The following is a 22819-nucleotide window of genomic DNA, read 5'->3' on the forward strand; positions in this document are numbered from 1 at the left end:
CAAGACGGAACACGCGAAAGCCTAAGCAGCAGGACCCCCCCCCCCAAATCCCCGTGACACTGTGTCCCAACAACGCACAATCTGTGCTGCCTCAGCAAGAAAAAAGCAGGCCCGCTGGACGCGAAGTCCGGCACCCCCAACCGGCATGGACTTTGCACTACCGGCACCATGCCCCTTTCGTCCGCCCCCACGTCGAACACCGGAACGCAAGCCATCAGGTCACCCGCCACGCCGGGCGTCCACGACTGGACATGCCCGTTTTGCCCCCTGCTCTGCGATGACATCACGACCATCGTCCACGATGACGGCACACTCAGCGCCCCCGACACTAATTGCCCTCGCCTCACTAACGCACTCACATGGTTCACAGAAACCCCCGCATCAACCCCATCAATCGATGACACCGACACCGACCTCGACTCGGCGCTGACCCGCGCCATCGAAATATTGCAAGGCACCAAGCGCCCGCTCTTCGGCGGACTCGCCACCGACGTCGCCGGCGTTCGCGCGCTCTATCCCCTCGCCGCCGATTGCGGCGCGATCCTCGATCATCTGCATGGCGATTCCATGGCGGCATCGAATGCGGCATTGCAGGATCGCGGCGCGTTTCTCACCACACTCTCTGAAGTGCGAGCGCGAGCCGACTTGCTGATCATGTTTCGCAGCACGCCATCGGCGAAATATCCAAGGTTCTACGAACGCGTGCTTGGCGGCTCGAACCAGCCGCGCAACCTGATTTTCGTCGGTTGCGATGCCGATCCCGCAGCCGGAAATCTGGAGAACGCCAACTCGCATTGCATCCTCAAAGACGCCGATCCATTCGATCTTCTCGCCATCTGGTCAGCACTGATGGAAGGCCGCGGCGCTGCATCTTTCAGCGATACCAACATGTCCCAGGCACTCGCGGCGCTGGTGGAACGCGTGAGCGCCGCACGTTACACGGCCGTGATCTACGAACCCGCAGCGCTGCCCGAGCCGCATGCGGCGCTGTTGATAGAGGCATTGAACCGCATCGTCAAGGCGATCAACCGGACCACACGGGCAGGCACCCTCGCGCTCGGCGGCGACGATGGTGCGTTGACGGTCAATCAAGCCGTGACGTGGCTATCGGGCTTTCCCTTGCGCACGCGTGTGTCGATGCTAACGCGTCTACCCGGCGAACCGCCGCTCGATCACGATGCATTGCGTTACGCAACAAAACGGCTGCTGGAAACGCGCGAAGTCGATGCGTTGCTGTGGGTCTCGGCGTATCAGCCAGAGCCCTTGCCGCAAGCACTTGCCGATGACATCCCGTTGATCGTTTTGGGACATCCGGCGATGAGAAATCTGATAGGCAAGCGCTCGGCACCGACGGTATTCATCCCTGTCGCGACGCCGGGCATCAATCATGGCGGCCATGTTTTTCGTATCGATGGCTCCGTGGTCGCATCACTCACGGCTACGCGAGCGAGCGGACTGCCAACGGTTGCGTTCATTGCTGAGCGCTTGCATAAAGCACTCGCCACATCAGCCAACGCAGGGAGCCGGCCATGAGCTTGACGCGGCTTAGAGGCGGTACGCTCTACGATCCCGCCAACCGCGTCAATGGCGAGCGCCGCGACCTGTATATACGCGACGGGCGTATCGTCGCCGAAGAACCCGGCGCCGCGATCGATCACGACTTCGATGCCGAAGGCATGGTCGTGATGGCGGGTGGTATCGACTTGCATTCGCACATTGGCGGCGGCAAAACCAATCTGTCGCGCTTGCTCTTGCCGGAAGATCATCGCAATTCAGGCGCCGCCGATGAACCAACCGGCGCCGACGGCCGCTATCTGAAGCTGCCCTCATGCGGCGTTTGCACGCCCGGCACGCTTGCGACCGGGTATCGATATGCGGAGATGGGGTACACCGCCGCGTTCGAACCGGCGATGATGCCGTCGAACGCACGCCACACGCATCTGGAAATGGGCGACACGCCGATCATCGATCACGGCGCATACGTGATGCTCGGCAACGACGAACTGTTCCTGCAACTGCTCGCCGAACGCGACAGCTACGAACGGCTGCGTGATTACGTCGGCTGGACGATGCACGCGAGCAAGGCTCTCGGCGTGAAGGTGGTCAATCCCGGCGGCATCTCGGCGTTCAAGTTCAACCAGCGATCGTTGAACGTGGACGAACAACATGTTCATTACGGCATTACGCCGCGCGATGTGCTCCATACGTTGACGCGCGCGTTGACCGACTTGCGCGTGCCCCATCCGCTTCACGTTCATGCAAGCAACCTTGGCGTGCCGGGCAATATCGATTCGACGATCGCAACCATGGACGCCGCCGATGGCCTGCCGATCCATCTCACACACATCCAGTTTCATAGCTACGGCGTGGATGGACCGCGCAAGTTTTCTTCGGGCGCGATCGCAATTGCAGAGGCGGTGAACGCGCGGCCGAACGTGTCCATCGATGTCGGGCAGATTATCTTCGGGCAGACCGTCACCGCTTCCGGCGACACCATGATGCAATTCAAAAACGCGCCGCTCGGCAATCCGAAGAAGTGGATTGTCGGCGACATTGAATGCGATGCGGGATGCGGCATCGTGCCATTCAAATACCGCGAGCAGAGTTATGTGAACGCGCTGCAATGGATCATCGGACTCGAAATCTTTCTGCTGATCGCGGATCCGTGGCGCGTATCGATGACAACCGATCATCCCAACGGCGGGCCGTTCACGAGCTATCCGCATTTGATTCGCCTGTTAATGGACAAAGGCTTTCGCGACGAGCAACTCGCAACGCTGAATCCGGAAGCGCAAGTCGCAAGCACATTGCCGGAGCTCAAACGCGAGTTCTCGCTTTACGACATCGCCATCATCACGCGCGCCGGACCGGCGCGTCTGCTCGGGCTCAACGACCGCGGACATCTGGGTGTGGGCGCGGCGGCGGATATCGCGGTGTATCGCGAACATGCGAATAAGGAACGCATGTTCACATCGCCGGCTTATGTGTTCAAGGACGGTCAACTCGTCGCACGCGACGGCACGCTGGTCGCAACCCCAACGGGCGGGATTCATTACGTGTCGCCGGAATTCGATCGCAGCATCGAAAAGACGTTGAAGGCATATGCCGCGACGAATCTGGTCGGCAATCCGGCGAATGTCGCCATCAGCGACGACGAAATCTGCGCGTGTTGCCGCGGCGGCCGCTTGCTGCCGGTTGCGTGCTTGAGCGGGGCCTAGCGCATACACGGTCATGCAGATCAACGACACGCTCATCGACGACACCTTTGCCGAAGCCTTCCCGATGAAGGCGACGCGCCTCATCATCACCGCGCACACGCCGGTCTGGGCGCAGCACGCGGCGCATTCGCTGACAGGCTTCGCGACGTCGGTGATCGGATGCGGTTGCGAGGCGGGTATCGAGCGCGTTCTGACAGGCGACGAAACGCCCGACGGACGGCCTGGAATCGCCGTCCTGATGTTCGCGGTATCGACAAAAGAGTTGGCCAAGCAAATCGAGCGGCGCGTCGGCCAATGCGTGCTGACCTGTCCGACCACCGCCGTTTACAGCGGCATCGACCCAACCACAAGCCGCGCGCCGCTTTCGGACAACGCACCGCTTGGCAGCGGCCTGCGTTTTTTCGGCGATGGCTGGCAAATTTCGAAGATGATCGGCGAGACACGATATTGGCGCGTCCCGGTCATGGATGGCGAGTTCGTCTGTGAAGAAAGCACGGTCACGGTAAAGGCGGTAGGCGGCGGCAACCTGCTGTTCCTCGCACGCGATACGGACAGCGCGTTGCATGTTGCCGAGACCGCCGTTGCCGCCATGCGTCGCCTGCCGAATGTAATCATGCCCTTTCCAGGCGGCGTCGTGCGCTCCGGTTCTAAAGTGGGCTCGAAATATGCTGCAGCGCCTGCATCGACGAACGATGCGTTCTGCCCGACGCTGACCGGTCTGTCGAGAAAAAGCGAGCTGGATTCTGAAGTGGGGTGCGTGCTGGAGATCGTGATCGACGGCTTGACCGACGCCGACGTGGGCGCGGCGATGACCGCAGGCATCGCAGCGGCGGTCGAACTCGGGCGCACGGCCGGCGTGCTGCGTATATCGGCGGGAAATTATGGCGGCAAACTGGGCCCGTATCACTTCCATCTGCACCAGCTTGCGGCAGACGTGGCCGGGAGGCGCGCATGACCACGATCACGCTGCGCGTCAGGAATGCCCCTGGTTTTCGCGTGAATGCAGACCGTTTGCTGCCGACGGCGCTGGCGGCATTGCCAATGGATGAAATCGCGCGTCTCGTGTTGCCCGCAAGCAATGAAAGCTGCGCGGTCGGCGATATTTTCGATGTCACGCGAATCGAAGGCGAAAACGATGCAGCGCTTGTCATAGAAGGCGATGCGCATTGGCTCGACCGCCTGGGCGCGAAGATGACGCAGGGTTGTATCGATGTCCATGGATCCGCCGGCGATTACACCGGCTTTCAAATGGCGGGCGGCGTATTGCAAATCGATGGCGACGCAGGCCATTTCACCGGCTGCGAGATGAAAGGCGGCCGTCTGACGCTCGGCGGCAACGCGGGCGACTTCGCGGCGGGCGCATTGCCGGGCGACATGGAAGGCATGACCGGCGGCACGCTGACGGTCCACGGCAACGCCGGCGCGCGCCTTGGCGACCGCATGCGCCGCGGCCTGGTGCTGATCGGCGGCGATGCCGGCGAATGCGCGGCGTCGCGGCTTGTTGCGGGAACGATCGGCATTGCGGGGAATGTAGGCCCGAATTTCGGCTATGGCATGCGCCGCGGCACGGTGTTGCTCGCCCAAAAGCCAGACCGGATACCACCCACATTCACCGATGGCGGCCGCGGTTTCGATGTGTTCTGGCGCCTTCTGACGCGTTCGCTCGCGGCGGAACTGGCGCCGTTCTCGGGTTTTCGGGCGGACACGCTGCCGCGTCGCTATTCAGGCGACCTTGCCGTGGACGGACGCGGAGAAGTGCTGATCGTCGGATCGTGACATTCAGCGTAATGTGAGAGACCCCGGGACCAGGAGCGAAGGAGACGCCATGAATACTGCGCATCCGCATGCGGCGACGCTCGAAACTGGAGCCGGCGTGCAGCGCTATACCCGCTCGCAGATCGTCCTGCACTGGGTCATTGCGCTCGCGATCTTCGCGATGCTTGGCATTGGTCTCTACATGGTCGCATTGCCGAAGGGCCTGCCCTTCAAATCGAGCCTGATCAACTTCCATAAATCGCTCGGGATGACCGTTTTCCTGCTTGTGCTGATTCGCATCGTGGTACGTCTGGTCGCAGGCAGGCCGCCGCTTCCGCCGATGCAAGCGTGGCAACGCGCCGCCGCGAGCATGACGCAGGGTCTTTTATACGTCGCTATGATTGGAATGCCCCTGACCGGTTATCTTGGTTCGTCGTTCAACAAGTTCGGCACGCGCTTTTGGGGTGTTCCGTTGCCAATGTGGGGCTGGGACGATCCCGGCCTGCGCAAGATCTTCTTCACCATTCATGAAGTCTGCGCATGGGCATTGATCGCATTGATCGCATTGCATGTCGCGGGCGCGCTGAAACATCAGCTGATCGATCGCGACGGCCTGATGTCAAAAATGCTGCCATGAGTTTTTTTATTGAGGAACGCGGCTAATGAAAATCAAGGTGCTGGGTTCATCGGCGGGAGGCGGGTTTCCGCAATGGAACTGCAATTGCCGCAATTGCGCCGGCGTGCGCAACGGTACGGTCGATGCACAGCGTCGTACGCAGTCATCGATCATTGTCAGCGCGACGGGCGACGACTGGCTGCTCGTGAATGCGTCGCCTGATCTGCTCGCGCAGATCGCGGCACATCCGGAGTTGCAACCGGCGCGGCGCGCGCGCGACAGCGGCATTGCGGCGGTCATCACCATGGACGCCCAGATCGATCATGTCACCGGCCTGCTGATGCTGCGCGAACGCGACACGCCGCTGCCGCTCTATGTCACCGACGCCGTCCTGCAGGACTTGAGCACGGGCTTGCCGGTTGTATCGATACTTGCGCATTACTGCGGCGTTGAACGCCACACGGTTCCGCTCGACGGGTCGTCATTCAGCATTCCCGCGTTGCCCGGAATTCGCATCGAAGCATTGCCGTTGTCGAGCAAGGCGCCGCCCTACTCGCCGCATCGCGCGGCGCCGCAACGCGGTGACAATATCGGGCTGACGTTCATAAACGAGGCCACCGGCAAGCGTGCGTTTTACGCGCCCGGCTTGGGCGCGCTCGAACCGCACGTGCTCGAAGCGATGAACGCCGCCGACCTCCTGCTCGTGGATGGCACGCTCTGGACGCCAGACGAAATGATCGAACTCGGGCTGTCGAAAAAGACCGCTGCCGACATGGGCCATCTTGCGCAAACGGGTCCGGGCGGCATGATCGAGGTGCTTGATTCCATCGAACGTGCGGGAGCGCGCAAGGTCCTCATTCACATCAACAACACGAATCCCATCCTGATAGAAGACGGTCCCGAACGGCGGCGGCTCGCGGAGCACGGCATAGAAATCGCCTTCGACGGCATGGCATTCGATCTTTGAACACGCATTGGCACTTTGCAGGAGAAACATGTGAACGGCCCGAATCATGAAGCGAATCGTAAAGGCACCCGAGATGCAAGCAAGACCCCCTGGACGCGCGAAGAGTTCGAAGCACAACTGCGCGCGAAGGGCGCGGCCTATCACATCCATCATCCGTTCAACGTAAAGATGAACGAAGGCGGTTGTTCACGGGAACAGATCCGCGGCTGGGTGGCGAACCGCTTTTATTATCAGATCAACATCCCGCTGAAAGATGCGGCGGTGATGTCGAACTGTCCTGATCGCGAGACCCGGCGGCGCTGGGTGTTGCGAATTCTCGATCACGATGGCTACGGCGACGACGAAGGCGGCATCGAAACATGGGCGCGCTTAGGCGATGCTGTCGGTCTGACCCGCGACGAACTCTGGTCGCTGGAGCATGTGGCGCCAGGCGTGAAATTCGCCGTCGATGCCTACGTCAACTTCGCGCGCCGCGCGCCGTGGCAAGAAGCCGTGTGTTCATCGCTTACAGAAATTTTCGCGCCGCAAATCCACAAGGACCGACTCGCGACATGGCCCACGTGTTATCCGTGGATTGAAGCTGACGGCCTCACGTATTTCCGCTCGCGCATTTCATTGGCGCAGCGCGACGTGGAACACGGCCTGCAAGTCACACTCGATTACTTCAAGACGCGCGAACAGCAGGAACGCGCGCTTGAGATCCTGCAATTCAAACTCGATATCTTGTGGTCGATGCTCGACGCTATAGAAAAGGCCTTTCCGCAATGACATCGCCCACGCCTCTGCTGAAGCTCAAGGGAATCTTCCGGCTGCAATGGGAGCCGGCGCAGGACGCGCACGTGCTGCTCTATCCCGAAGGCATGGTGAAGCTCAATCAAAGCGCCGGCGAAATCCTGAAACGCTGTGACGGCACGCGCGATATCGACACCTTGATTGCCGACTTGCAGCAAGCGTTCAACACGCAGGATCTCGGCGACGAGGTAAGGTTGTTCATTGCCGAAGCCGGGCGGCGCGGATGGCTGGAGGAAGCGTCATGACCGCCAACGTCGTTGCGCCGCCGCTGTGGCTGCTTGCGGAGCTTACATATAGGTGCCCGCTGCATTGTGCGTTCTGCTACAACCCCGTCAACTACACGGACCACAGCAGCGAACTCACGACCGACCAATGGATCGGCGTGCTTCGTGAAGCGCGCGCGCTTGGCGCCGCGCAACTCGGTTTCTCGGGCGGCGAACCACTGTTGCGCGACGACCTCGAAGTACTCGTGCGCGAAGGACGGCAACTTGGTTTCTACACGAACCTGATTACATCGGGTATTCGTCTGACCGACAAACGTCTCGATGCATTGAAGGACGCCGGGCTCGATCACATCCAGCTGTCGTTCCAGGATTCGACCCAGGAACTCAACGACTTTCTGAGCAGTACCCGCACGTTCGACCTGAAGAACCGCGTTGCCAAGTCGATCAAGGCGCATGGTTTCCCAATGGTCCTGAACTGCGTGCTCCACCGATACAACCTGCCGCACGTGGACAAGATCATCGACATGGCGCTTGAGATGGGCGCCGAATATCTCGAGCTCGCGAACACGCAGTACTACGGCTGGGCGCACGCGAACCGTGCGCAACTGATGCCGACTGCCGAGCAGTTGAAAGAAGCCGAAGCCGTGGTGGAGCGATACAGAGAGAAAATCGGTCATCGCTGCAAGATCTACTTCGTCGTGCCCGACTACTTCGAGACACGGCCGAAGAAATGCATGAACGGCTGGGGCTCCGTATTCCTCGGCGTTGCGCCCGACGGCGCCGCGCTGCCCTGCCACACCGCCCGCTCGCTTCCAGGCCTCACCTTCCCGAACGTCAAGGACACATCCGTACGCGACATTTGGTACGAAAGCGATGCGTTCAATCGCTTTCGCGGTTTCGACTGGATGAAAGAGCCATGCCGAAGTTGCGAAGAGAAAACCATCGATGCCGGTGGTTGCCGCTGCCAGGCGTATCTGCTGACGGGCGACCCGGCCAACGCGGACCCTGTCTGCGATAAATCACCCCATCACGAAACGGTGATCAACGTGGTAAGAAAGGCCGCAGAACAGCGCGAGCCCGAAGAGCATCCGATTGTGTTTCGCAACGACAGTAACTCTCGCCGTCTGGCGGCATCGAAGGAACGCGGCGAGCCCGAACCTCACGACGTCGCCGATCTTGCGGGAGCACGCAAATGACCATCGCGGATATCAGTGTTCTTCTCGTCGATGACCACGCTGTGGTGCGCGAAGGTTATAGGCGCTTGCTGGAGCTCAGTCCGGACATCAGCGTCGCAGGCGAAGCCGCGGACGCGGCGCAAGCCTACCAGCGCTTCTGCGCGCTGAAGCCGGACGTGGTTGTCATGGATCTCGCGCTGCCGGGCGCAAGCGGCATTGAAGCAATGCGGCGCATGCTCGCGCGCGAGCCCGACGCCCACGTTCTTATCTTCAGCGTGCATGAAGAAACAATCTTCGTCCGGCGCGCGCTCGATGCCGGCGCACGCGGCTACGTGACGAAGGCAAGCGCGCCAGACGTGCTGGTGGAAGGCGTGCGCGCGGTGGCCGGACGCGCACGCTATCTGAGCCCCGACATCTCGCAGGCGCTCGCGTTGCGCGAGGCTTTCCAGGAAGGGCCGCCGGGACGGCAATTGTCGGCGCGTGAATTCGAGGTGCTACGGCTGCTAGTGCAGGGCTACACGTTGCCGAACATCGCGGAGAGACTGGGCCTGAGTCAAAAGACAGTGGCCAACCATCAATCGGTGATTCGTCAGAAATTCGGCGCGGACAACGGCGTGCAACTCGCGCAGATGGCGAATCGCCTGGGCCTTCATTTCTCCGACTTCGCCAGTTCCGCAAGCTCGCTCGGGTCCCTTGGATCGCTGGGTTCATTCAGCCCGGGCAATCCGGCCTGAACCGGCACACGCGCGCAAAAGAGAAACCCGCTGTCCGGCTGGCTCGCGACATGAAACTCGCCGCCGAGCGCCTCGACGCGTTCACGCATGCCGATCAGGCCCAGGCCCGCGCGCGGTTTTGTCAGATCGATACCGGGACCGTCGTCCGTCATGGTCACGACAATCTCCCCGTGGCTCGCACGCGTATCGTCTGAAGTCCGAACCAAATAAATCTCCACACGCGAACTCCTCGCGAACTTCGACACGTTCGTCAGCCCTTCCTGCACCAGCCGATACAGCGTGATGTTCACCACGTCCGCGAGATTGGCGAAGTCGCCGTCAACGGTCAGCGTGAACGATGCCTGCGGCAAGCGCTCGCGCCAGCTTTCAACGCAATGTTCGAGCGCGCTGGGCAAGCCGAATTCATCGAGGCCGATGGGGCGCAAGCGCCGGATCATGCCGCCAATCTGCTTGTAGACGGTGCTCGCGCTTTGCATGACCGCGAGCGACAGCCGATGAACCTCGGGTTCCCCCTGAGTCGACAGGTCCCGTATGCGCCCTGCATCCAGCGCGATCGCGTTGAGATACTGGCCGAGTTCGTCGTGAAGTTCGCGCGCGAGGTGTCGACGCTCGTTTTCCTGCGCGCCAATGCTTTCGCTTGCAAGCCGGCGATTGTCAGCAAGCAGTCGTGCCGCCTTCTCTTCAAGCGCGCGGCGATGCAGCAATTCACGCTGCGACTCGCGATACCGGCGCCACGCGAACCATGCCAGGCCGATAGCGAACACGACCAGGGTGGGTGGAAATTCATCGAGTTGAAAACGCTCGAAGCGGCGCGTCAGGGAATACGTCAACTCGCCGACTTCAAGGCGCATGCAGATGAGCGCCGCCGTTATTGTCAGCGCAAGCACGCAGACGAGGTCGCGCCATGCTGCCGAGTGAGACGGGCGCGCATTGACAAGAGAAGTCGTGGAGTCGGGTTGGGGTTCGGGTCGCATGGCGCTCTCATTCTACTCAGCGCGCGCGTTCGCGTCGCGTCTGTAAAACAAGGGCTGGGAAAGGTTCCTTACGTAATCGGGAGGTCTTCCCGAACTCATCGGTGGCATCTTGTGGGACGCTTTCATCTACTGCACCGAAGATGCAAATCGATAACGATAAACGGCAGGAGACAACCATGAACAAGCTACCCTTCAAGCGGCGCCGGGCACTGCGCTTGTGCTTTGGCGGCGCGCTGGCCGGCCTGAGCGTGACAAGCTGGGCACAGGAAGCGGCTACGCCCGTGGCGGCATCTGACACGGCGGTGACGCAACTCGCGCCGATCGTCGTGATCGGGACAACGCCGCTGCTTGGCATCGGAACGCCACTGGAACATGTGCCCGCCAACGTGCAGACCATTCGCGGACGAGACATCGACCAGCAGCATCGCGCCACGCTTACGGACTACTTTGCGAGCAACCTCACGAGCGTCGATATCAACGAAGCGCAAGGCAACTCGTCTCAAGTCGATATCAACTATCGTGGCTTTACTGCGTCGCCCTTGCTCGGCACACCGCAAGGCTTATCGGTTTTCCTCGATGGCGTGCGCGTCAACGAGCCTTTCGGCGACGTCGTCAATTGGGACCTGATACCGCAAGCGGCGATCAATACCATCCAGTTGATCCCGGGTTCCAACCCGACCTTCGGTTTGAACACACTCGGCGGCGCGCTCGCGATCACCACAAAAAACGGCCGCAGCAATCCGGGCGGTGAAGCGGAAATCTCCGCGGGATCATGGGGACGCAAGATCGCGCAGATCCAGCAAGGCGGTGTGATCGGCAGCAACCTCGACTACTACTTCACCGCCAACGCAACCAACGACGACGGCTGGGCCGACCACAACTCCAGCCGCATGCGTCAGGCGTTCGGCAAACTGCGCTACACCGACGCCGACACCACGCTGTCGCTGTCCATGGGCGGCGCCGACAACACCCTGCAAGGTTCGCAGACCATTCCGCGCTCGTTCCTGGATAACCGCAAACAGGCCTATACATTCCCCGACCAGAACCACAACAGCGTCGGCTACCTGACCTTTTCCGGCGAACATTACTTCACACCGAACGTGCAGTTGAGCGGCAATGTGTACTACCGGCATTATCGGAACACGAATGTCAGCAGCAACGTGAACGACGACTTCGGCACGGTCGACGACGACGGCGACGTCAACACGCTTCAGGCAACCAACGATCAATCCGTGATCGTCACCGACAGCTACGGCGCAAGCCTGCAGATGACCTTGCTCGGCAAGCTCGCCGGTCACGACAACCAGTTCGTCGCGGGCGTGGCGGCGGACTTCGCCAACTCGCACTTCACGCAATCGTCGCAGGATGCCGAGTTCACGGATTCACGCGCAACGACAGGCATCGGCGGATTCCAGCCTCAGACCGACGCCGCCACGCGTAATCAGAACTTCGGCGTGTACATCGAAAACACGTTGTCGATCACGCAGCAATGGTCGCTGACGCTGGCTGGGCGCTACAACTGGTCGAAGTCTGTCATCGGCGATGAAAGCGGCGTGCAGCCACTGCTCGACGGCAACCATACGTTCTCGCGCTTCAACCCGGCGGTCGGCGTCAACTGGAATCCGACATCCACGTTCACAGCCTACGCCACGTATAACGAAGGCATGCGCTCGCCAACGGCTATCGAACTTGCCTGCGCCGATCCGGCGTCGCCATGTTCCTTGCCTAACGACTTCATTGCGGATCCGACGCTGCAACCGGTGATATCGAAGACATTCGAAATTGGCGCGCGCGGGCAACTCGGACACGCGACCACGTGGAGTGCGGCGATCTACCGGACCACGCTCGACAACGACATCCAGTTCGTCAGCAGCAACGGCGCGGCGAGCACGCTCGGTTTCTTCCAGAACGTGGGAAAGACCCAGCGCCAGGGCTTCGAGCTTGCGGGACGCACACAGTACGGACCGGTTGGCGTGAGCGCGAGCTACAGCTACGTGGACGCAACGTATCGTTCGACGTGGACTGAAAGCAGCGGCAGCAATTCGAGCGCGGACGACGATGGCAACATCACGGTGCACAAAGGCGACCGCATTCCAGGCATTCCGCAAAATACGGTGAAGCTGCGGCTCGATTACGCGGCCACGCCCAAGTGGAATGTCGGCAGCAACCTGACGTACCGGGGCAGCATCTTTGCTCGCGGCGATGAAGACAACCAGGATGTGAACGGCAAGATTGCAGGGTATTTCCTGATCGACCTGGACACGACCTACAACATCACGAAGCAGCTTCAGGTATTCGCGAGCGTGACGAACCTGCTCAACAAGCACTACGCAAGCTTTGCCATCCTTGGCCAGAATTTCTTCAACGGAGCAAACCATACCTTCGATGGCGCCAACCCCATCAACGAGCAATTCCTGGGGATCGGCGCGCCGCGCGGGGCATGGGTTGGATTGCGGTACGCGTGGAAATAAGCTGAAAAAAGGGGTTGTTCTAGAAGAACCCCTTTTTTATTCGAACTACTCGATCGACCCCGAGCTTCGCGGATAAGTCACGACACCCCAGGGCAACGGCAAGCCTTCGATCTGCTTGACGGTCTGGTAGCTGCTGCCATCGAGTACATACACCGCGTTAGACCGGCCGCATGCAAGCAGGACCTTCGATCCGTCCGGCGTAAAACTGAAGTGCCAGCAGCGCTGACCCACGGGCACGTCGCTGATGTGATCGTAAGACGTGGCATCGAAAACCTGAAGCGTCTTGCCGCGCGCCGCCGCGACCAGCAAGCGCTTGCCCGATGGATCGAACGCAATGCCGTACGGTCCCATTTTGGTGTCGACGGTCTTGATGGGCTTGAGGCTACGCGCGTCCAGAACGACGAACTTGTTGGTGTTCTCGAGCGTCACCACGTACTGCTTGCCATTGGGGGAGCGTTTGATGCCGCGCGGCCGTGAACCATGATCGAGCTTGATGCTGCGCATCGGCTTGCCCGTACCTGCGTGATAGACCGACACGGTGTCGTCGCCCTCGTTGGTGACGAGCAGCTCCTTGCCATCGGCGGAAAATTCGACGCCTTCCGTCTCATGCCCACTTTTGACCGAACGTATGACGCGCAGCGTCTTCAAGTCGACAATCGCGATCTCGGCGGGCGGACTGTTGGCGTCGTCATCGTCCTTGCCCGCTGCGCCGCCAGGCGCTCCCGATGCTCCCGGAGGGCCTTCGGCTCCCTTCGGCGGACCGCCGCTTTCGCCAGGTTCATATGTCACATAGGCATACCCGCGATACACCCGCACGAACTCCGGATTCTGGCCGATCTTCGCGCGACGCACGACTTCGCCGGTCGCGGTATCGATTTCGGAAAGGTCCGCAGTCTTCTTGTTCGCGACGAGCAGGCGCTTGCCGTCGTCGGTGAGACTCAGGCCGCGCGGGCCATCGTCGCCGACGGCGAAGGTTTTGGTAAGCGTCATCTGGTCCAGATCGATAACCCCGACGCCCGCCGTTTCGCTCGTCACATAGGCGACCGGCGCGGCGGCCAGCGCAACCCCCGCGCTCAACGTCGTCACCGATGCAAGCGCCAAGTGCGCCGCCGCTCTCTTGAATTGCATGATCGTCTCCGCGTGTTTTTTATTGGTTCGTCGCTTGAGTAGTCTGGGACGTGCCGATGCGTTCGCATCGCCGGCGACATGGTCAACTTAGCCCATCGGGCGGCCGCTTGACAATGGATGAGGGCGGGAGATTCTCCCGAAAGCGGTTCAGAGGCTCAGCGGGTGGCGTCGGCGTCGTCTGCAAGACGATCGACCAGCCCTTTCATGCCGCGGCGCCACGACAAATCCGTGTTGCCCCGGATATCGACTGAACGCTGGAATACGGCTTTGCCTGTTGCGACATCTTCCACGCGCAGATTGATATTGATGATCAGGTTGCTGACTTTCTGCACCCAGCACACGCCGACGCGCTCCACGTTGAGCTTGCGGCCGATCTGCAGTTCGCAACCGTTGCAAGCGTTCAAATCCTGCGCGCCGGAAAGCTTGGCGATCATGTCGCTGGCGCCGGCGTTGTCAGCTACCCGAAAGAGCTGGCGATCGCTCAATTGCGCGCGCAAGTCGTTGCTGATGAGGCCAAGACGCGCTTGCTGCGTGCGGTTGGTATCGGCGTCGTTGTAGGACGCGTTGTCGTCAATCAGCGTGCAGTCCATCACCGCGATCGACCGTTGCGCGGCCGCCGCCTGCGCTGTCTGCGACGCATATGAGAGCGCCGCCACGAGAATGACACACAGTGCTACACGATCAAATCCCCTTTGCAATTGCAGCATGATGGCAGGCCTCCATGTGCCGGCTTCATGCGGCAACCCGGTCTTTGCATGCAAGTAACACGCCTGTTCAAGCCGAGCGTGTCTTGCGTTCATCGCCGACAAGGAAAGATTCGGAACCCTTATCAATGCGAATGGAGCACCTCAGGCAAAACCGCCTGAAGCGCCGGTGGAACATCAGCTCACGTACCCAAGATGCTCGGCCAGGATCACCGAGCCGATCGCGACCAGAATCAAACCGCCCGCAACTTCTGCACGCTGTCCGACCGCGCGGCCCAGAAAGCGCCCCACCATCACACCGATAGTCACCATGATCAGCGTCGCAAGTCCAATGGTTGCGGCCGTCGAGAAAATATTCACATCGATAAAGGCGAGTCCCGCCCCCACCGCCATGGCATCGATACTCGTCGCAAAGCCAGTTGCGGCCAGCAGCCAGAAACTATGACGCACGGGCTTTTCGGCTTCGGGCGTAGGCGTGCTGAACCCGGAGCGGATCATGCGGAGTCCGAGCACGAGCAACAGGCCGAAGGCAATCCAGTGATCCCACGACATGACGTACGGCGCCGCCGCCTTGCCGAGCGCCCAGCCAACCAGCGGCGTGATCGCCTCGATGACACCGAAGATCAGGCCTGTGCGCAATGCCTCGCGCATGCGCGGACGCTTGAGCGTAGCGCCTTTGCCCACGGCTGCGGCGAAGGCGTCCGTCGACATGGCAAAGGCGAGCAGGAGGGTGGAAGCGATATTCATGGGGCAATGATCATGTACGGGTCGGGACAGGAACATGCGATGTAACGCCGAGCCCGACCGGTCGCGGCGTTACATCGATGGTCTTGCCAACCAGAATACATTTTGGTTGCTCATGCCATGGTTCGATCGAACCAAGCATGTTGACATGAGCGCTTCCAATGGCTGGAAGCCGGCTACTCCCCAAGGACTGACAAAGGCTATCACGTTCGAAATGTATTTGTAATCTTTCACATTTGATTAGCGCGAAAATTTTATTGCACTTGTTCATCAGGCACGACCGATGCGGAACCGCCCTGTTGACCATCCAGGCGATCCGTCGTGCTCCCGCCGATACAATGCGGCCAGAACACCAGATTGGCGCCCTCGACCCGACATTCCCGCGATGCCTAATCCGATTTCCATGCCTCCGCCCGATACCGCGCGCAGCCGAAAATTTCCCGCGTGGCGGGCAAGGCGTGTGTCATGAGATCCGGTGCGCCTCGTGCAGCAGCTCGGCGAATGCGCCGCGCCCGGTACAGATGGACGGCGCTCAGCCTGGCGAATTCCCTGTCGCGCTTTCCGCTTCTCGCCGGCTTTGCCGGCACGGCGGTCGCGGTTTTGATGGCCGGCTTGTCCCTTGCCACGCTGTATCAGGGCCGCGAAGAGGCCCTCAGCCACGCGCAGGAGACATCGGCGAATCTGGTTTCGATCATTGGTGGCGACATTGCCCGTAACGTCGAAATTTACGATCTTTCGCTTCGTGCCGTGGTCGACGGCGCGCAGGACACCGCCGTCATGGCGCTTCCGCTCGACCTGCGCCGCCGGATTCTGTTCGACCGCGCAACCACCGCGGCGTACATAGGCGGCGGTTACGTGATCGATGCGCATGGCCGCGCCATCGTCAAGAACAACGCCACGGCCGTGCCCGCCGAAACGTTCGCCGAGCGTGAATACTTCCGCGCCCATCAGCAGAATCCATCGGTCGGGCTGTTTTTCTCGCATCCTTACATGACGCACGCAAACGGCGCGGCGATTGGGATGAGCCGGCGCATCAACGCGCCCGACGGATCATTTGCGGGCATCGCGCTGCTGACCGTGAACCTTCAATATTTCCGCTCGCTGCTGGACAAGATCGAGGTCGGGCCGAAGGGATCGATTTTCATTGTTCAGGATGACGGCGCGATGATCGTGCGCAAACCCTTTCTCGACAATGACCTCAGCCGCAACGTTTCCGGTTCGGCCTCTTTTGCCCGCATGACGCGCACGCGCTCGGGTTCGTACGTGGCGAAATCGCCAGTGGACGGCGTCGAGCGCATCTACACCTTTGCGCACGTGCCGGGCACACCGTTCATCGTGGGCGTGGCGCCGGCGCAGGACGACGTGCTCGACACGTGGCGCGCGCGCAGCAGCGGGGTGGGCGTCCTGACGCTGCTGTTCGGCCTGAGTTTTATCGCGTTGTCATGGCTTTTGGCGCTGTCGTTGCGCGAACGGGCGCGAGCGCAGGAAGAACTCGTGCGGCTCGCGGGCACCGACGCGCTGACCGGCCTGCCGAACCGGCGCGCCTTCGACGAACGCATGGACGAGGAATGGCGGCGCGCGCGGCGAAGCAATACGGCGGTATCGGTATTGTTCATCGATGTGGATTATTTCAAGGCGTACAACGATAACTACGGCCACGCCGTTGGCGACGACGCGCTGGCGGCAGTTGCGGAGTGCATCGCACTGTCGGTGCGGCGTCCCGGCGACATTCCCGCACGATACGGCGGCGAAGAGTTCGTGGTCCTCCTTCCCGACACCCAGATCGACGGCGCGCTTCACATTGCCGAGACCATCCGCACGCGTATCAGGACGCGTTCGATTGCGCATCGGGGGAGTGTGATCGGGCGCCTGACGGTAAGTATTGGCTGCGCGACCGCCGCGCCGCCAGGTCTGGGCGGCGCCTACGGGCTGCTCAGCGCCGCCGACCAGCAACTCTACGAAGCCAAGGCCGCAGGCCGCGATTGCGTCCGTCCGATGACGCTCGCGAACGTCGAAATCGCCCAGTCCTGAAGCGGGGCGCACGCGGCGCGCCTATTGGGATTCATCAGCGTAATTCGCCATTTCAACCAAGCACATGATTTGCAAGGATTTTTTCCATCGGTATAATGCGACCTTCTCTCCGATGGCATCCTTCCATGAGCCGACTACTCTTCTTGCTGACGTTGACCCTCGGTCTATCGCTCGGTGCAATGCAAGGCGCCGCGGCTCAGGAACGCAGCATGGAGACGACTGCGGCCGTCATGGACCAGACCCTCGCCGCAAGCGAAGCCGACGCCGACGCCCAGGCCAAGCATCAGGTTTCTCGTCTCATCTCGCAGAAATTCGGTGTTGCGCGCGCGAAAGCCGAACAGATTTCGACGGCGGTCATGTCGGCGGCATCGAAATATTCGCTTCCTCCCGCGCTGTTGCTCGCGATCATCTCGATCGAATCCCGTTTCAAGGAAAACGCGCGCGGCGCAAATGGCGCCACGGGATTGATGCAAGTCGTGCCGTCGGCGCATAAGAAACTGGTGCGCAATATCGACCTGACGGAAGCCGATGCGAACATCGAAGCCGGGTCGGCGATCCTCCACGGTTACGTGCAGTCAGCACGCGGCGACGTGGATGCCGCCCTGAAAAGCTACGGCGGATCGAAAGCGTATGCAGAGAAAGTCAGTCTTCAGGTCAAGAAAATCTCGTCCCAGTTCGACACCGAACCCGCCGGCGCTCAAGCAGGCTATTGAGAGCAGCAGGCCGCTGCCGCCGCCCGTGCGCCATGTGGCAAGTCTCGCAAGTCCTCAGCGAATTCTATTGATCATCGGCGGCGCCGCATTGAGACGCGGTGTCATCCGTGCACGAGTTCGCGCAATTCATCGATATTGAACGGCTTCGCGAGAATCGTCACGCCTGTGTGCCGCGCGCGCTCGAATTCATCGGCGTAACCGGTCATCAGCACGATTCTCTGCGCGGGCCATGTGCCACGCACTTTCTCCGCCAGGTCGATGCCGTTGAGCCGCCCAGGCATCTGAATATCCGATAACACCAGGTCGAAGCGTCCGCCTTCGTTGAGGACGTCGAAGGCTTTGTCGGCGGTGAGTTCGTGACGGACGTCGCAGCCAAACGTGGCGAGCACGGCTGCGACGCCCGCGGCAACTTCTTCGTTGTCCTCTACCAGCAAGACCGAGCCTGGACTCAGGGCCGCATCTTGCCGCGGCAATGCCGGGCCCTCGCTGTGCGTTTCCGCGTTGTCCAGCGGCATCCGCGGTGCGATGATCCAGCGCGGCAAGTACAGGCGCACCGTCGTGCCCCGTCCAGGAACACTGTCGAGCCGCGCGGTCCCGCCTGCCTGCTCGCAAGCCGCCAGCACCTGCGCCAATCCAAGACCCGTGCCCGCGCCACTCAGCTTGGTCGTGAAAAGCGGTTCGAACGCGCGGCGGGCGGTGACTTCATTCATGCCTTCGCCACTGTCGGTGAAGGCCAGGAGTGCGTATTCGCCATCGGCGAGAGCGTTGTCGGCGGTGACGCGCACGTTCTGGCAGCGGATCGCGAGACGACCGCCATGCGGCATGGCATCGCGGGCATTGACCGCTATGTTGATGATCGCGAATTCCAGTTCCGTGGCGTCCGCGCGCACGCCCCACATGTCGGGCGAAACCTGCACCTTGACCTGGATCTTCTCGCCCACCGCGGTTTCGATCAGCCCGGCCACGGCGGGCAGCCACGTAGTCAGATCGATGGCTTCCTGCTTGAGCGGTTGCTTGCGTGCGACGCTGAGCAAACGCCGGGCGAGCGCTTCGGCGCCGGCGGTCGCGCGTTCCACCGCCAGCACTTCCCTTTCCAGTCCGTTGAAATTCTTGCGGCGAGCCAATTCCATATTCGCCGATACCACCATCAGCAAGTTATTGAAGTCGTGCGCCACGTTTGCCACCAGATTGCCGAGCGCGCCCATGCGCCGCAGTTGCCGGCTCGAAGCTTCCGCCGAAAGGCGCATGGCGACTTCCGCCTGCCAGCGTTCCCACGCGGATTGCTGCGCACGCAACTGGCGCAGGGAAAACAGCACCAGTACCCATACCGCGATACACGGCACGGCCGTGATCACCGCAATCAGCGCGTAGTGCTTGCGCCAGTTCGCTGAAATGACGGCCGTTGGGAAACCGCTCGCAACGTAAAGCGGGTAATCGCCCACACGGCGGAAAGCCAGGACGCGCTCGACCCCGTCCACGCTCGAATTCAGCCGCACGCGTCCGAACAATTCGTTGCTGCGCATGGCGGACGTGAACGCGGAATTTCGCGCGTGCGAAATGCTCGGTGGACCTGGCGGTTCGCGCACGAGAATGCCGCCGTCGCGCCGGTAAAGACCCACGGTCACGCCCGGATCGCCGTTGGAAAGATCGTTGTAAAAGCTTGAGAAATAGTCGCGTTTCAGCGCAATCGATACCAAGCCGAGAAAGTGTCCGTCGTTCGAACTCCGCCCCACGCTGGTTGTGAACACATCGCTTTGCGCGACCTTGCCGATAAGCGGAAGCGAAAAATACGGATCAGGACGAATGGCGCGGCCGGTGACAAAATCATCGCGCGAGGCGATGGAAACCGTCGGAACCGGATAGAAGCGGTTGCTCGCCAGCATGTCGCCCGCTACGCCGAAAACCGTAATCCCGGCGACGTGGGAGAAAGATTCGCCGATCTCGCTCAGGCGTTCATGGATCGGTTTCTCATTTGCGCGGATGCGGGCGTCGTTGCTATTGCCGAGCATTTCCACCACGCGCGTCGACATCTGGCGGTTCAGGTCGAGCACTTTGCTCGCATGTTCGTCGGCGACGCGCGCAATGCGATCGGCGATATCGTCGGCATCCTCCATGCGGCGCTGGTAATCGTAATAACCGTAGCCAAGCAGGAAAGCGACCGGAAACAGAATCGATGCCGCCAGCACCATCAGCAAGATCCGCCGCGTTCCGGCGAAATTGCGCAAGGGCAGAGGCAAGTCGAGTGCCGCGGAATCCGACGAATGCAAGGCGCGATGTCTCCAATCGGGGTAGCCCGGTGATCCGGACGAGCAAGCGGCGCGTAACGCGAATGCCACGTCCGGCCGGATCATTTACGTCCCCAAAGCCGGTAGGCAAAACAGGCCGGGATCAGCTGATCGCGTGCGGGGCAAGGCTTCGCGTGCTTTGCATTATGTGCCGGAAATAAGAAGGGCGTGTGCGGATGGACGACGCGCCGGCGCGCCTTGGACGAAAGAAAGCCGGCTGCATCTATCGATGCAACCGGCCATCTTCCGGTTGAACTGACTGCTTATTGCGGTTTCGACATGGCGCCGCCGTTCGGCGCTGCGACGTTGCCGTTGTTGTTCGTGCTGCTGCCGTTGGCTTTCATGTTCGGTGCGTTGCCGGTTCCCGTACCCACGCCGCCGCCCGTTGCAGTGGTGCCTGGCGCCGTGGCCATGCCCGCGCCGTTTGCGCCACCGGAGTTGGCGCCGCCCATGCCGCCTCCACCGCCCACGCCCGCGCCATTACCACCGGCGCCTCCCGCAGCGCCACCGCCGCCACCGGCACCGCCGCCCGCCCCGCCGCCACCGCCTGCTTGCGCATAGACGCCGCCCGACAGGCCAAGGACAAGGGCCGACACCAGAATCTTCTTCGATATATGTTTCATTGCAACCTCCTAGATATTCCGTTGATTGCGTTGCGAAGGACAAAGTCGCAACGCCCGCTCTTCCTACACTGCAAGCGGCGTGCCGCTCAAGCGGATATCGGAGGCCCGGTAAGCCTTGCCAGACGGGCCTCCGGGTGTTTACGGATTACGCAGCACTTGTGACCTCGGCGTGCATGGACAAGGCATTGTCAACGGGCTTTCCCGGGGCTAAAAAGAAAAAACCGGGCTTCTCGCCCGGTTTCGGTCCAGCATGATTCGCTCGTATTACCAGCCTTGTTGCTGATAATAGCCACGCGGGGGCGGCGGAGCGCACGGCACATAGGCGCCGCGATAACTGTCGTAGCACGATCCCGGCGGCGGGCCTGGTTGCGCATAAACCGGCTGATAAGCAGGTTGCGCGTAGACCGGCTGAGCATACACAGGTGCCGCGTACACCGGCTGGGGCGCAACCGCGGACCCTACCAACGCACCAATCACCGCGCCGCCCAATAAAGCACCCACCACGGCGCCACCGTCTCCGCGCCCACCGTGCGCGGACGCTTGACCTGCAACGGTGAGACTACCGGCCATCAACAACACTGCAGCTACGCGTTTCATTTGAGTTCTCCATTCCCGTGTTCGGGACTATGGAAACGATCTTATGCGGGTAGCGAAGAAATAACTGATGCAGTTGGTAACGGATCATTTCAGCAGATACATATTAGTCCGCTGGTCTTGAACGGCTTAGGTTTCAGTCGATGCCCGCCGCAGCGCCCGCTCGACCGCGCCGGTCTCGCCCTGCGGCACGAAAATATACCCTTGTCCCCATACGGTTTGCACGTAGCGCGGATCAGAGGGATCGGCTTCAAGCAAGCGCCGCAAGCGCCAGATGGATACATCGAGGCTGCGATCCCTATAGCTTCCCGCCTGCCCGCGCAGCTTTTCGTTCAGCTGCGCGCGCGTGAGCACGACCATCTCGTTCTTGACGAAGATCTTGAGCGTCGCGAATTCGCCCGATCGCAGCGGCACGCGCTGGCCGTTATGGCGCAACTCGCGCGCGGCGAAATCGACCTCATAAGGACCAAACCGGTATGGCGGCCGATCTTCAGGCGCCCCTGGCGACGCCGCGTCGCGCCGTCGAAGGACCGTCCGGATGCGCGCAAGCAGTTCGCGTGGATCGAAGGGTTTGGCGAGGTAATCGTCGGCGCCAAGCTCCAGGCCGATCACCCGGTCGATCACGTCGGAACGCGCGGTCAGGAAGATCACGGGAATATCATCGCCGGATGCACGCAGTTCGCGCAGCGCGCTGATGCCATCCTGCTCGGGCATCATCACGTCGAGCACGACAATGGATGGCCGCTCGGCGTCGAGGCGGCGCTTCAGGCCCGTACCGTCGTGCATCACCGATACCGCCAGGCCGTGGCCTTGCAGATATTCGCGCACGAGATCGCGCACTACAGGGTCGTCGTCGACGAGAAGAACGTGTTGGGTCATGCGATGAATTTTAAGACGCGCAACATGACTTTCGCGACAGGGATTCCTTTCCGCGCCTTTCATCGGATTGCACGGGGGGTGGGCCGGCGTCCGGCTCACGCCAGATTGTCGAGCCGCGCCGCCAAAGGGTCCGCGCGGGCGGCGCATCAGAAACTGCCATATCCCCAGGCCTTGTCGCGTAAGAATCCGTAA

At 61.3% G+C, this 22819-nt stretch carries 21 protein-coding genes and 1 riboswitch; of the genes, 13 read left to right on the top strand and 8 right to left on the bottom strand.

The annotated features are described in order from the left end of the window. Positions 1 to 168 precede the first annotated feature (168 nt). From HB633_RS00005 to HB633_RS00050, 10 genes are read left to right on the top strand one after another with little or no spacing between them, the layout of a single operon-like run. Positions 169 to 1533: a formylmethanofuran dehydrogenase gene (locus HB633_RS00005; RefSeq protein WP_213776041.1), complete on the top strand. Its 1365-nt coding sequence runs from the start codon at positions 169 to 171 to the stop codon at positions 1531 to 1533. Then, entirely contained in the window at positions 1530 to 3218 is a 1689-nt protein-coding gene (locus tag HB633_RS00010; RefSeq protein ID WP_213776042.1) for a formylmethanofuran dehydrogenase subunit A, read from the top strand. Before HB633_RS00005 ends, HB633_RS00010 begins: the two co-directional genes overlap by 4 nt. 13 nt (positions 3219 to 3231) lie before the next feature. Next, on the top strand, positions 3232 to 4173 hold the full coding sequence (fhcD, locus tag HB633_RS00015) for a formylmethanofuran--tetrahydromethanopterin N-formyltransferase (protein WP_213776043.1): 942 nt from the start codon (positions 3232 to 3234) through the stop codon (positions 4171 to 4173). Then, positions 4170 to 4994 carry a formylmethanofuran dehydrogenase subunit C gene (locus HB633_RS00020; protein WP_213776044.1) on the top strand — a complete coding sequence of 275 codons (825 nt, stop codon included), beginning with the start codon at positions 4170 to 4172 and terminating at the stop codon, positions 4992 to 4994. The genes fhcD and HB633_RS00020 overlap by 4 nt, the downstream gene beginning before the upstream one ends. Positions 4995 to 5043: 49 nt before the next feature. Continuing rightward, a complete protein-coding gene (locus tag HB633_RS00025) occupies positions 5044 to 5610 on the top strand; it encodes a cytochrome b (RefSeq protein ID WP_213776045.1) in 567 nt (188 codons plus the stop codon). A gap of 25 nt (positions 5611 to 5635) precedes the next feature. Then, a complete protein-coding gene (gene pqqB / locus HB633_RS00030; RefSeq protein WP_213776046.1) occupies positions 5636 to 6556 on the top strand; it encodes a pyrroloquinoline quinone biosynthesis protein PqqB in 921 nt (306 codons plus the stop codon). Between the two features lie 30 nt (positions 6557 to 6586). Then, positions 6587 to 7324 (top strand): pyrroloquinoline-quinone synthase PqqC, encoded by a 738-nt coding sequence (pqqC, locus tag HB633_RS00035; RefSeq protein ID WP_213776047.1) that lies wholly within the window; start codon positions 6587 to 6589, stop codon positions 7322 to 7324. Further along, positions 7321 to 7593: a pyrroloquinoline quinone biosynthesis peptide chaperone PqqD gene (gene pqqD / locus HB633_RS00040; RefSeq protein ID WP_056363280.1), complete on the top strand. Its 273-nt coding sequence runs from the start codon at positions 7321 to 7323 to the stop codon at positions 7591 to 7593. The genes pqqC and pqqD overlap by 4 nt, the downstream gene beginning before the upstream one ends. Continuing rightward, positions 7590 to 8768: a pyrroloquinoline quinone biosynthesis protein PqqE gene (gene pqqE / locus HB633_RS00045; RefSeq protein ID WP_255580672.1), complete on the top strand. Its 1179-nt coding sequence runs from the start codon at positions 7590 to 7592 to the stop codon at positions 8766 to 8768. Before pqqD ends, pqqE begins: the two co-directional genes overlap by 4 nt. Continuing rightward, a complete protein-coding gene (locus HB633_RS00050) occupies positions 8765 to 9481 on the top strand; it encodes a response regulator transcription factor (protein WP_213776049.1) in 717 nt (238 codons plus the stop codon). Before pqqE ends, HB633_RS00050 begins: the two co-directional genes overlap by 4 nt. Here HB633_RS00050 and HB633_RS00055 read toward each other — a convergent pair. Further along, positions 9397 to 10455 (bottom strand): sensor histidine kinase, encoded by a 1059-nt coding sequence (locus tag HB633_RS00055; RefSeq protein WP_213776050.1) that lies wholly within the window; start codon positions 10453 to 10455, stop codon positions 9397 to 9399. The genes HB633_RS00050 and HB633_RS00055 overlap by 85 nt on opposite strands. A 176-nt stretch (positions 10456 to 10631) precedes the next feature. Here HB633_RS00055 and HB633_RS00060 point away from each other — a divergent pair, with 176 nt between their 5' ends. Next, positions 10632 to 12926 (top strand): TonB-dependent receptor, encoded by a 2295-nt coding sequence (locus tag HB633_RS00060; protein WP_255580673.1) that lies wholly within the window; start codon positions 10632 to 10634, stop codon positions 12924 to 12926. A 45-nt stretch (positions 12927 to 12971) separates the two neighbouring features. On the opposite strand, the gene HB633_RS00065 is transcribed toward HB633_RS00060, so the two are convergent. The 3 genes from HB633_RS00065 to mntP form a co-directional block, all read right to left on the bottom strand. Next, complete coding sequence (locus HB633_RS00065) at positions 12972 to 14054, bottom strand: cytochrome D1 domain-containing protein (RefSeq protein ID WP_213776052.1); 1083 nt, start codon at positions 14052 to 14054, stop codon at positions 12972 to 12974. 155 nt (positions 14055 to 14209) lie between these two features. Then, positions 14210 to 14761: a DUF3280 domain-containing protein gene (locus tag HB633_RS00070; protein ID WP_213776053.1), complete on the bottom strand. Its 552-nt coding sequence runs from the start codon at positions 14759 to 14761 to the stop codon at positions 14210 to 14212. 174 nt (positions 14762 to 14935) lie between these two features. Next, entirely contained in the window at positions 14936 to 15505 is a 570-nt protein-coding gene (gene mntP, locus HB633_RS00075; protein ID WP_213776054.1) for a manganese efflux pump MntP, read from the bottom strand. A gap of 88 nt (positions 15506 to 15593) precedes the next feature. Beyond that, a riboswitch (yybP-ykoY riboswitch) is annotated at positions 15594 to 15699 on the bottom strand. Positions 15700 to 16003: 304 nt separating this feature from the next. Between mntP and HB633_RS00080 the strand changes: the two genes are divergently transcribed. Both HB633_RS00080 and HB633_RS00085 read left to right on the top strand, forming a co-directional pair. Next, entirely contained in the window at positions 16004 to 17533 is a 1530-nt protein-coding gene (locus HB633_RS00080; RefSeq protein WP_213776055.1) for a GGDEF domain-containing protein, read from the top strand. A 125-nt stretch (positions 17534 to 17658) separates the two neighbouring features. Continuing rightward, a complete protein-coding gene (locus HB633_RS00085) occupies positions 17659 to 18246 on the top strand; it encodes a transglycosylase SLT domain-containing protein (RefSeq protein ID WP_213776056.1) in 588 nt (195 codons plus the stop codon). A gap of 101 nt (positions 18247 to 18347) precedes the next feature. Here the strand turns inward: HB633_RS00085 and HB633_RS00090 are convergent, their stop codons facing one another. The 4 genes from HB633_RS00090 to HB633_RS00105 form a co-directional block, all read right to left on the bottom strand. Next, complete coding sequence (locus tag HB633_RS00090; RefSeq protein WP_213776057.1) at positions 18348 to 20513, bottom strand: hybrid sensor histidine kinase/response regulator; 2166 nt, start codon at positions 20511 to 20513, stop codon at positions 18348 to 18350. 281 nt (positions 20514 to 20794) lie between these two features. Continuing rightward, complete coding sequence (locus HB633_RS00095; RefSeq protein ID WP_213776058.1) at positions 20795 to 21154, bottom strand: hypothetical protein; 360 nt, start codon at positions 21152 to 21154, stop codon at positions 20795 to 20797. A gap of 264 nt (positions 21155 to 21418) precedes the next feature. Then, the gene (locus HB633_RS00100; RefSeq protein WP_213776059.1) at positions 21419 to 21751 is read right to left on the bottom strand and encodes a hypothetical protein; all 333 of its coding nucleotides are present in this window, start codon (positions 21749 to 21751) and stop codon (positions 21419 to 21421) included. 126 nt (positions 21752 to 21877) lie between these two features. Next, entirely contained in the window at positions 21878 to 22627 is a 750-nt protein-coding gene (locus tag HB633_RS00105; RefSeq protein ID WP_213776060.1) for a response regulator, read from the bottom strand. Positions 22628 to 22819 lie beyond the last annotated feature (192 nt).

The sequence above is a fragment of the Caballeronia sp. dw_276 genome, from assembly GCF_018449635.1.
In the GTDB taxonomy this organism is placed as follows: Bacteria; Pseudomonadota; Gammaproteobacteria; order Burkholderiales; family Burkholderiaceae; genus Caballeronia.